This window comes from Clostridium isatidis, assembly GCF_002285495.1.
GTDB classification, from domain to species: Bacteria; Bacillota; Clostridia; order Clostridiales; family Clostridiaceae; genus Clostridium; species Clostridium isatidis.
Map to the genome: position 1 here is coordinate 2,710,001 of NZ_CP016786.1, position 10,000 is coordinate 2,720,000.

Genomic DNA, 10,000 nt, shown 5'->3' on the forward strand with positions numbered 1-10,000 from the left:
TATTATTTTTATAAATTTTTAACTTTTTCTTTTGTTCTTCTTATAAAATGAATAAACTACTGAACCTATAATTCCTAGTGAAGTAAATGCAGAAAAAGATAAAATAATATTGTCTACAAATAATCCAATAAATACTCCTACTCCTGCTCCTATTGCTATTCCCTTTGCTAAATACTCATAATCCTCTTCTGATAAAATTAATCTTTCTATCTTAATCACACCCTATATATTAATTTTATAATTATATTCTAGCAATTGCTTCTTAAAAATTTCTTAATTAGCTATTAAAATTTAATTAATTATAAACACAAAAAAGAACTAACTAATTAAAAATTAGTTAGTTCTTGGTGGCTAGACCAGGAATCGAACCAGGGACACGAGGATTTTCAGTCCTCTGCTCTACCGACTGAGCTATCTAGCCATGTACTTTTTAATTTTACATTACTTTCCCAAGTATGTCAATTGCCTTGGTATATTTTATATATTTATAAAATATACTTAATAATGTATCAATACTAGAGGTTAATTATGAAATTTATATTTAATTTTTTATTTATAATTTTAGCATGTTTTACAGCATTCTCATATTTTTATTTTAATAAAAAGATATATACTCTTAGAAAGCAATTACTTCTAACCACAAAACAATATAATACTATTAAAAGTAAATACTTTTCTTCTAAGAATAATAATATAGTTTCAATAAAGTATTATATTCCAACTTATAAAACAGGAGTTATTTCAAATGATTCTTATTTACATATTGCTCCTACTAACACATCACAAATTATAAGAAAAATTTCTTCTAACACTCAAGTTTCTATCTTAGACTCCTCTGAAGTAAATAATGAAATTTGGTACTATATTAATCTTCCAACTAATAGTAACATTAATTGCAGGGGATGGGTAAAAGCAAAACATTTTAAAATATTCTCTGAAGAATTATATAGTAAATAAAAGTATATATACTTCACTTAAAACTGTGAAGATATATACTTTTTTGTTTAATTTAAATAATTTTAGCCATAACAAGAATATATATTATTATGGATAAAATAAAAGGAATATTTAATATTCTATCTTTTTCAATAGTATCATCTACAGTTCTAAAGCCATAATTTAACTCTATAATCTTATCTCCATTATTTTCTTCTTCCCTGCTTATTTTTTCAAGCTTCCTAAATATATAATATACTATTACAACAAATATAGCTGCCAAAGCTCCAAACATAAATAACATAAATAGTTTTTCTGAAAGATTTAAATATTTTAATGTTAATTCTTCTGCTTCATTCACTGCTTCCATTCCTTGTAAGAATATATTGCTTAATTTAGCTAAGGTTGCAGATGTTCCATTTATAATAAAATGCATTACCATAGAGGAATATATACTATTAGTAACCCTTACAACTAAAGCAAATAAAAAACCTAATACTGCGGTATATAAAAATTGATGAGGATCTAAATGGAGAATTCCAAAAAACAATCCTGTAACAGCAGCTGCAACATACTTATTTTTATCTTCATAACCTGATAAAACTATTCCCCTAATTGTTATTTCTTCTGATATTGCTGGCAATACAGCAATAAGAGCTAAAAGTAATAAATAAGGCATAGAAGAAATTTCAGATACAAAACCTCCAACTTCATTTGTAAAAAAGAAGCTTCCTATTAAAGAAAAAAAGGACATAATAGGTTGTACTGCAAATGACAATAATATAATTAGAGAAATCTGTTTTAATCCCAGTTTGTTTAATCTTAATGTTTTCTTAAAAGAAGATTTTGTTATAACTATATAAACTATAGCTGGTATTATAAATAAGATAAAATGATTCAAAAAAAGTACTACTCTTGCATCAGTAATATTTAATAAATAATATAGTTGTCCTAAAAAAATAGGTGCTACAATTTCTAATATTAAAATTATTAAAAAATATAAATTTGCTTTAAAAACTTTTTTCACTATAAAAATACTCCTCCTAATTAATTTAATAATAAAAAATGTATAATTAATAAAATTAGTGGAGATAATTCTAATGAAGCACAATGCTTCTAAGATAGCCTCTCCCCCATTTTATTTATATACGAAAATAAGCCTCTAAATTTTAATTAGAGGCTTATTTTTCGCCTCTTTATAAATTCAAAAGTTCTTTTCTTATCATATTTAATGCATTCAATGTTGCTCTTCTTCTTACTTGTTCTCTATCTCCATTAAAATTAAATTTTTTTACTACTGTTTTTCCTTTTATATATAATCCTATATATACCAATCCAACTGGTTTTTCTTCACTTCCACCACTTGGGCCTGCTATTCCAGTTGTTGAAACTCCAATATCAGTCTTTGCAGTTTTTGCAATTCCTACGGCCATTTCTTCTGCTGTTTCCTTGCTTACTGCGCCATATTTATTTAAAGTTTCCTCTTTAACTCCAAGCCTTGATATCTTAGCTTCATTTGAATAGGTTACAACTCCCTCCATAAAAACCTCTGATATACCTGGATATGAAACTAAGCTTGCTGCAATAAGGCCACCAGTACAAGATTCAGCACTTGCTATACTCATTTGTTTAGCACAAAGCATATTTGCAACTACCTTTTCTAATGAATCTTCATCTTCTCCATATATATATTCTCCTAGAATACTCTTTATTTCTTCATATACAGGCCTTATTAATTTATTACATTCCTCTTCGCTATGGGCCTTTGCAGTTATCCTTAAAATAACATCTGATTCCTTAGCATAAGGAGCAACTGTTGGATTCTTTGCATTTTTAATTATATGATCAACTTTTTTTGCCATTACACTTTCGCCAATTCCAAACATTCTAATAGTTTTTGATTTTATTATATTTCCTGTAATATCCTTCAAATAATCTCTTACATATTCTTCAAATATTTTTTTCATTTCTTTTGGAGGTCCAGGCAAAATAATTAATATTCTATTATTTTCATTTATTATTATTCCTGGTGCCGTCCCATAATTATTTTTTAATACTATTGAATCCTTTGGAATATAAGCCTGTTTCTTATTAGCTTCCACAACATACTCATCATCTGTTTTCAAATATTTTTTTAACCAATCTAATGATTCTTCATGAAGCACTAATTCTTTATTAAATAATTTTGCTCCAACTTCTTTTGTAATATCATCTTGTGTTGGCCCAAGACCTCCTGTAGTAATAACAATCTCAGAATTTTTAAAAGCTTTAGAAATCCCTTCCATAATTCTTTCTTCATTATCACCAATTACACTTTGATGATAAACATCTATTCCTAAAGCTGCTAATTCCTTAGCTAAGTATTGGGCATTTGTATTTACTATATCTCCAAGAAGTATTTCTGTTCCTATTGCAATTATTTCTGCTTTCATATCTCAACCTTCCCTTTTTTTGTATTACTTTCATTTTATCACATAAAATTGTAAATATTAAAATATTTTAACTTCTTATTTTTAAAATTTAAGCTATCTAAAATAGGTTTGCCTATTCTAGATAGCTTTTTATTTAACCTTATTAGCATTAATATAGTAATTACCATTAGCATTTATACCTTGCTCTAGTATAGAAAAATTACTATCCTTAAGCATAGAAGTAATCATATTGATATCTCTTTCTTCTACACTATTTAGTGTTATAGTAAAATTATCATTTTTATCAACTATATTAATGTAATCATATATATTACTATATTCAGTAAGACCCAGTTGTCCATTGACATCCATTTTGTAATCTGGCATATTTCCACTCCTATTCTTTTCTTTAGTAAATTTTATATTTTAGCTTTTTTCTTTTTTTATTTTTTATTTTTTCTAATTATAATTTATTTTATTCACTATAATTTAATTCCTTTTTGCTTCTTCAATAATTTTTTTTGCTATATTATCTGGAACTTCTTCATATCTTAAAAATTCCGCTTTAAAGCTTCCTCTCGCTTGAGTCATAGAACTTAAATCCGTTGAGTATTTGGTTATTTCTGCCATTGGTACCTCTGCAATTATTTTTTGCAGCTTTTCATAAGGCTCCATCCCTATAACTCTTCCTCTTCTTTTATTAATATCTCCTATTACATCTCCCATATTTTCCTCTGGAATAATTACCTCTAAACTCATTATTGGTTCTAACAATACAGGTTTAGCCTGTTCCAATCCCTTTTTATACGCTATATAAGTAGCCATTTTAAAAGCCATTTCAGATGAATCTACTGTATGATATGATCCGTCCTTTAATGTGGCTTTTAATCCTATAACAGGATATCCAGCTAAAACTCCTTTTTCTATTGACTCTCTAAGTCCCTTTTCAACTGCAGGAATAAAATTTCTTGGAACAACTCCTCCAACTATACTATCTACGAACTCTAAATCAGTCTCTCCGTCATTTCTTGGTTCAAATTGTATTTTTACATCTCCATATTGCCCATGTCCACCAGACTGTTTTTTGTGTTTTCCTTGAACATATGCCATTCCCTTAATGGTTTCTCTATATGGAATTTTAGGAGCTCTCAGTATAACTTCTACTCCGTACTTATTTTTAATTTTGCTTGCTATAACCTCTAAATGAGTTTCCCCTATTCCAGATATTATTGTTTCAGCATTTTCTACATCTCTTTCAACTCTAAAAGTAGGATCTTCTTCTTGAAGTCTTTGCAATACTATTGATATCTTATCCTCGTCATTTTTAGCCAATGGTAAAATTGCCATTGAGATATTTGTTCTTGGAAAATTCATTTTATCATAAACTAATTTATAATTTACATCACATAATGTATCTCCTGTTTCTGTATATTGTAATTTAGAAACTGCTGCTATATCACCAGCTATAACCTTTTTAGTTTGTGCCTGATTTTTTCCATTCATAAAAAATATATTAGATATTTTTTCAACTTTCCCCTTATTACTATTTATTACACTAACTTCATTTGATAGTTCTCCTGTTATTACTTTAAATAAAGATATCTTTCCTACAAATGGATCAGCTATAGTTTTAAATACTAAAGCAGAAAATAGTTTTGTTTCATCAAAATTAACAAAAATTTCTTTTTCACTTTCTAATTCTTTTGCCTTTTGTGCTATTGCATATCTTGGAGAAGGAAAACAACTAACTATATCTTCTAAAAAGGATTTCATTCCTATTACCTTTAAAGAACTTCCACACATTACAGGTGCTATATCTCCACTTGCACATCCCTTTACAAGACCTGTATAAATATCTTCATTAGTCAGTTCTCCTTCTGAAAAATACTTTTCTAAATATTCCTCACTTGTTTCAGCTACAGCCTCCATAATTATATTTTTATATTCATCTATTTTATCTTTAATATCTTCAGGTGCATCAATTTCTCTGTAATTATTTTTTTCATCATATATTATAGCCTTTCCAGATATAACATTCACAATTCCCTTTAAATTCTCTTCACTTCCAATCGGAAATTGTAGTGGAACTACACTTATACCAAATTTACTTTTTAATTCCTCTAAGGTTCTTTCATAGCTTGAATTTTCTCTATCTAACTTATTTATAAAAAATGCCCTAGGCAGTTTTATTTTATTACAATAATCCCAAGCTTTTTCTGTTCCAACCTGTACTCCTGAAACGCCTGATACTACAATAGTTGCAACATCTGCTGCTCTCATTCCTTGAATTAATTCTCCAGAAAAATCAAAATATCCTGGTATATCAATTAAATTTATTTTAGTATCATTTATTTCTGTGGATTCTATTGAAACTGATATTGAAATATTTCTTCTTTTTTCTTCTGGATCAAAATCTGAAACTGTAGTTCCTTCTTCAACTTTTCCTAACCTATCTATATTTCCATTACTATATAACAAAGCCTCTACTAAGGATGTCTTTCCAACTGAACTATGTCCGATTAATCCAACATTTCGTATATTATCTACCCTATAACTCTTCATAAAATCTAATAATACCCCTAAGTATTATTTCTGCACCCACCTTTCATTATAAATTTATGATATTCTAAACATGCATTTTCTCATATCATATGTTTATAAATTTAAAATCTATAGTTATACTTAATTTTATGCTTAACTTGTACAAATAATAACGAAGAATAACATAATTCTTGAAATAAGAGCTTAATATTTATAAAATATACATTATGTATTTCAAAGGTTAAATTTTAATATATAGCAAAACAAGGAGCTCTATAAAAAGCTCCTTGTTTTATATGTTTTTCTTAAGTTTTAATTTTTTTAACGAATTTTTTATATTTATAAGTATAGATCCAAAAATTCCTCCACATGTATCAATTATTACATCTAAAAATTTCATCTCTCTTCCTGGGATAAAATATTGATGAAATTCATCAGAAATAGCATATAAAAATACAAACATAATAGAATATAATTTATTTCTTTTTTCAAAATAAATTTTGCTTAAATTATAAGAAAAGAAAAATAAAATTAAATATTCAGTAAAATGTGCTCCTTTTCTAACTACTAGTGAAGCTAACTCACCAAAATAATCATTTAATTCAATTCCTATATAATTAAAAATCATTATAACAAATTCACTTTGACTATTAGATATATCAGCTGGCTGATTAGACATATAAAAAATTAAAACCATCCATCCTAATAAAAATATCCAGCTTATAATTCTTTTACTTTTGCTCATCATTCTCTCCTTCGTATATAATCCTATAAAATAAATTATAATTATCTTTAGTAAAAATATCTATAATTAATTTTTTTCAACTATATATTTATTAATATAAGCTAAAGATTGTTCTAATAAATTTTGGCCATTTTCCAAATCTTTAATATTTCCTTCTAAATTATAAATCCTTTGTTCGAGCAACTTCATAACTTCTTTTATATCACTTAATAACTTTACTTCATAAGATACTTGTATCCCATCTGGATCTACATATATTTTTTCAGGGACCTCACCACATTTTGTACATTTATAATAAACATTACCTCTTTCTATATCTTTATAAACTTTGAATATATCATTATTACATTGACAGCAATTAGGAAGTAAAATAAATTCCTGATTACTTAAATCTATATCATATTTAGAATTGCAATGAGAGCAAACTAAACACAATCTATCTTCATTACTTTCTATTAAAAATGTATTCCCACTACAGCCTTCTTTCTCACATACAAAGGTCCTTATCATTAATATCTCCTCCTATTAAGAAACATTTAATTCTTTCTATATGTTTTAATATGCTTAATATATCTTAAATATGATAATTTTTTAAAGCTATATATGTAAAAAAGCAAAATAGAATTAATAAATAAATCTATTTTGCCTTTCTTTTTTATTCTTATAAAAATCTATTATTGTTCATTTAATTTTTTTTCTACTTCTTTTATAGCTTCATCTATTTTTGTTGTACTTTTTCCTGCTAAAACCAACTGTCTCTTTTCCAGTTTCAGTTTTATTAATTCTTGTTCTAAATTTTCCTTCTTCCCCATAACAACACTCCTCATCTAAGGGATAAGACCTTAAATCTTTTACATTGGAATATCCTATACTTTATATTATAGCTTATTTTTTAAGTTATTCATATTTAAAATTATAAACTTTTTTCAAACTTTTTCGACATAAAAAAAAAAGCCACGATATAGTCGTGGCTTTGGTGGAGGTAAAGGGATTCGAACCCTTGACCCCCTGCGTGCAAGGCAGGTGCTCTCCCAACTGAGCTATACCCCCGAATATGGTGGACCTTCAGGGACTCGAACCCCGGACCAACCGGTTATGAGCCGGTTGCTCTAACCATCTGAGCTAAAGATCCATATTACCTGGCAACGTTCTACTCTCCCACAGGGCTTCCCCTGCAGTACCATCGACGCTATAGAGCTTAACTGTCCTGTTCGGAATGGGAAGGAGTGTTTCCTCTATGCCATTGTCACCAGATCACATAAATATTATAGTGTAATATTTATGGGCTGTCAATATTTTTCAGAGAAATTGTTCTCTGAAAATTGCACATGAATATAGCCATTATTATTTTGGTCAAGCCCTCGACCTATTAGTATTAGTCAGCTAAATATGTTACCATACTTACACCTCTAACCTATCAACCTTGTGTTCTTCAAGGGGTCTTACTAGCTTATGCTATGGGAAATCTCATCTTGAGGGGGGCTTCACGCTTAGATGCTTTCAGCGTTTATCCCTTCCCGACTTAGCTACCCAGCTATGCTCTTGGCAGAACAACTGGTACACCAGAGGTCAGTCCATCCCGGTCCTCTCGTACTAAGGACAGCTCCTCTCAAATTTCCTACGCCCGCGACGGATAGGGACCGAACTGTCTCACGACGTTCTGAACCCAGCTCGCGTGCCGCTTTAATGGGCGAACAGCCCAACCCTTGGGACCTACTTCAGCCCCAGGATGCGACGAGCCGACATCGAGGTGCCAAACCTCCCCGTCGATGTGGACTCTTGGGGGAGATCAGCCTGTTATCCCCGAGGTAGCTTTTATCCGTTGAGCGATGGCCCTCCCACGAGGTACCACCGGATCACTAAGCCCGACTTTCGTCCCTGCTCCACTTGTGGGTGTCGCAGTCAGGCTCCCTTCTGCCTTTACACTCTACGAACGATTTCCGACCGTTCTGAGGGAACCTTTGGGCGCCTCCGTTACTTTTTAGGAGGCGACCGCCCCAGTCAAACTGCCCACCTAACAATGTCCTGTCACCAGCTTCATGGCGTCCAGTTAGAATCCCAATACTATCAGGGTGGTATCCCAAGGACGACTCCACTGAGGCTGACGCCCCAGTTTCCCAGTCTCCCACCTATCCTGTACAGACAATATCGAAACTCAATGCTAAGCTACAGTAAAGCTCTACGGGGTCTTTCCGTCCAATCGCGGGTAGCGAGCATCTTCACTCGCACTACAACTTCGCCGGATTTGCAGTTGAGACAGTGCCCAAGTCATTACGCCATTCGTGCGGGTCAGAACTTACCTGACAAGGAATTTCGCTACCTTAGGACCGTTATAGTTACGGCCGCCGTTTACTGGGGCTTAAGTTCACACCTTCGCTTACGCTAAGTGTTCCCCTTAACCTTCCAGCACCGGGCAGGCGTCAGCCCCTATACATCAGCTTACGCTTTAGCAGAGACCTGTGTTTTTGCTAAACAGTTGCTTGGGCCTATTCTCTGCGGCCTGCTCTCGCAGGCACCCCTTCTCGCGAACTTACGAGGTCAATTTGCCTAGTTCCTTAACTGCAATTCTTCCGATGGCCTTAGGATTCTCTCCTCATCTACCTGTGTCGGTTTGCGGTACGGGCACTACTTCTCTCTCTAGATGCTTTTCTTGGAAGCATGGAATCAGATACTTCGGTCATAATGACCTTCCCCATCACACCTCAGGATTGTCAGAACGGATTTGCCTATCCTGACTCCCTAAATGCTTAGACTAGCACAACCAACGGCTAGCACATCCTATCCTTCTCCGTCACACCATCGATAATAACGATAATAGTGGTATTGGAATATCAACCAATTGTCCATCACCTACGCCTTTCGGCCTGGGCTTAGGTCCCGACTAACCCTGGGCGGACGAGCCTTCCCCAGGAAACCTTAGATTTTCGGCCTGTAAGATTCTCACTTACATCTCGCTACTGATGCCAACATTCTCACTCGTAATCAGTCCACCGCTCCTTACGGTACGACTTCAGCCCGATTACGACGCTCCTCTACCGCTCACACGAAGTGTGAACCCGTAGCTTCGGTGGTAAGTTTGAGCCCCGGACATTTTCGGCGCAGGATCTCTCGACTAGTGAGCTATTACGCACTCTTTAAATGAGTGGCTGCTTCTAAGCCAACATCCTAGTTGTCTTAGAAATCCCACATCCTTTACCACTTAACTTACACTTTGGGACCTTAGCTGACGATCTGGGCTTTTTCCCTTTTGACTACGGACCTTATCATTCGCAGTCTGACTGCCGGACTAATAGTATATGGCATTCGGAGTTTGATAAGGTTCGGTAAGCAATATGCCCCCTAGCCCATTCAGTGCTCTACCTCCATT

General features: G+C 32.2%; 9 protein-coding genes, 3 tRNA genes and 2 rRNA genes (1 of these 14 only partly in view). 1 reads left to right on the forward strand and 13 read right to left on the reverse strand.

Annotation, left to right across the window (positions count from 1 at the left end; all coding sequences use genetic code 11):
- Positions 1 to 18: 18 nt before the first annotated feature.
- On the reverse strand, positions 19 to 219 hold the full coding sequence (locus BEN51_RS12845) for a hypothetical protein (protein WP_236906225.1): 201 nt from the start codon (positions 217 to 219) through the stop codon (positions 19 to 21).
- A 126-nt stretch (positions 220 to 345) separates the two neighbouring features.
- Positions 346 to 421, reverse strand: a tRNA-Phe gene (locus BEN51_RS12850).
- Positions 422 to 528: 107 nt separating this feature from the next.
- Between BEN51_RS12850 and BEN51_RS12855 the strand changes: the two genes are divergently transcribed.
- On the forward strand, positions 529 to 957 hold the full coding sequence (locus BEN51_RS12855) for an SH3 domain-containing protein (RefSeq protein WP_119866412.1): 429 nt from the start codon (positions 529 to 531) through the stop codon (positions 955 to 957).
- Between the two features lie 52 nt (positions 958 to 1,009).
- Here the strand turns inward: BEN51_RS12855 and BEN51_RS12860 are convergent, their stop codons facing one another.
- The 11 genes from BEN51_RS12860 to BEN51_RS12905 form a co-directional block, all read right to left on the reverse strand.
- Positions 1,010 to 1,963 (reverse strand): CPBP family intramembrane glutamic endopeptidase, encoded by a 954-nt coding sequence (locus BEN51_RS12860; RefSeq protein ID WP_119866413.1) that lies wholly within the window; start codon positions 1,961 to 1,963, stop codon positions 1,010 to 1,012.
- 169 nt (positions 1,964 to 2,132) lie between these two features.
- Positions 2,133 to 3,368 carry a competence/damage-inducible protein A gene (locus BEN51_RS12865; protein ID WP_119866414.1) on the reverse strand — a complete coding sequence of 412 codons (1,236 nt, stop codon included), beginning with the start codon at positions 3,366 to 3,368 and terminating at the stop codon, positions 2,133 to 2,135.
- A 129-nt stretch (positions 3,369 to 3,497) separates the two neighbouring features.
- Positions 3,498 to 3,734: a hypothetical protein gene (locus BEN51_RS12870; RefSeq protein WP_119866415.1), complete on the reverse strand. Its 237-nt coding sequence runs from the start codon at positions 3,732 to 3,734 to the stop codon at positions 3,498 to 3,500.
- Between the two features lie 102 nt (positions 3,735 to 3,836).
- Positions 3,837 to 5,909: an elongation factor G gene (fusA, locus tag BEN51_RS12875; RefSeq protein WP_119866416.1), complete on the reverse strand. Its 2,073-nt coding sequence runs from the start codon at positions 5,907 to 5,909 to the stop codon at positions 3,837 to 3,839.
- A 271-nt stretch (positions 5,910 to 6,180) separates the two neighbouring features.
- Positions 6,181 to 6,633 (reverse strand): VanZ family protein, encoded by a 453-nt coding sequence (locus BEN51_RS12880; RefSeq protein ID WP_119866417.1) that lies wholly within the window; start codon positions 6,631 to 6,633, stop codon positions 6,181 to 6,183.
- A gap of 66 nt (positions 6,634 to 6,699) precedes the next feature.
- A complete protein-coding gene (locus tag BEN51_RS12885) occupies positions 6,700 to 7,143 on the reverse strand; it encodes a hypothetical protein (RefSeq protein ID WP_119866418.1) in 444 nt (147 codons plus the stop codon).
- Positions 7,144 to 7,307: 164 nt separating this feature from the next.
- Positions 7,308 to 7,445 carry a hypothetical protein gene (locus tag BEN51_RS13880; RefSeq protein ID WP_164704123.1) on the reverse strand — a complete coding sequence of 46 codons (138 nt, stop codon included), beginning with the start codon at positions 7,443 to 7,445 and terminating at the stop codon, positions 7,308 to 7,310.
- A 162-nt stretch (positions 7,446 to 7,607) separates the two neighbouring features.
- Positions 7,608 to 7,683 (reverse strand) — tRNA-Ala (locus tag BEN51_RS12890).
- A 5-nt stretch (positions 7,684 to 7,688) separates the two neighbouring features.
- Positions 7,689 to 7,765, reverse strand: a tRNA-Ile gene (locus BEN51_RS12895).
- 5 nt (positions 7,766 to 7,770) lie between these two features.
- Positions 7,771 to 7,887, reverse strand: a 5S ribosomal RNA gene (rrf, locus tag BEN51_RS12900).
- 95 nt (positions 7,888 to 7,982) lie between these two features.
- Positions 7,983 to 10,000, reverse strand: a 23S ribosomal RNA gene (locus tag BEN51_RS12905) (it continues 888 nt past the right edge of the window).

Bases quoted from the DNA above. Each gene is read 5' to 3' on its own strand.
- BEN51_RS13880 (WP_164704123.1), bottom strand. From the start codon at position 7,445: ATGGGGAAGAAGGAAAATTTAGAACAAGAATTAATAAAACTGAAACTG.
- BEN51_RS12870 (WP_119866415.1), bottom strand. From the start codon at position 3,734: ATGCCAGATTACAAAATGGATGTCAATGGACAACTGGGTCTTACTGAA.
- BEN51_RS12885 (WP_119866418.1), bottom strand. From the start codon at position 7,143: ATGATAAGGACCTTTGTATGTGAGAAAGAAGGCTGTAGTGGGAATACA.
- fusA (WP_119866416.1), bottom strand. From the start codon at position 5,909: ATGAAGAGTTATAGGGTAGATAATATACGAAATGTTGGATTAATCGGA.
- BEN51_RS12855 (WP_119866412.1), top strand. From the start codon at position 529: ATGAAATTTATATTTAATTTTTTATTTATAATTTTAGCATGTTTTACA.
- BEN51_RS12865 (WP_119866414.1), bottom strand. From the start codon at position 3,368: ATGAAAGCAGAAATAATTGCAATAGGAACAGAAATACTTCTTGGAGAT.
- BEN51_RS12880 (WP_119866417.1), bottom strand. From the start codon at position 6,633: ATGAGCAAAAGTAAAAGAATTATAAGCTGGATATTTTTATTAGGATGG.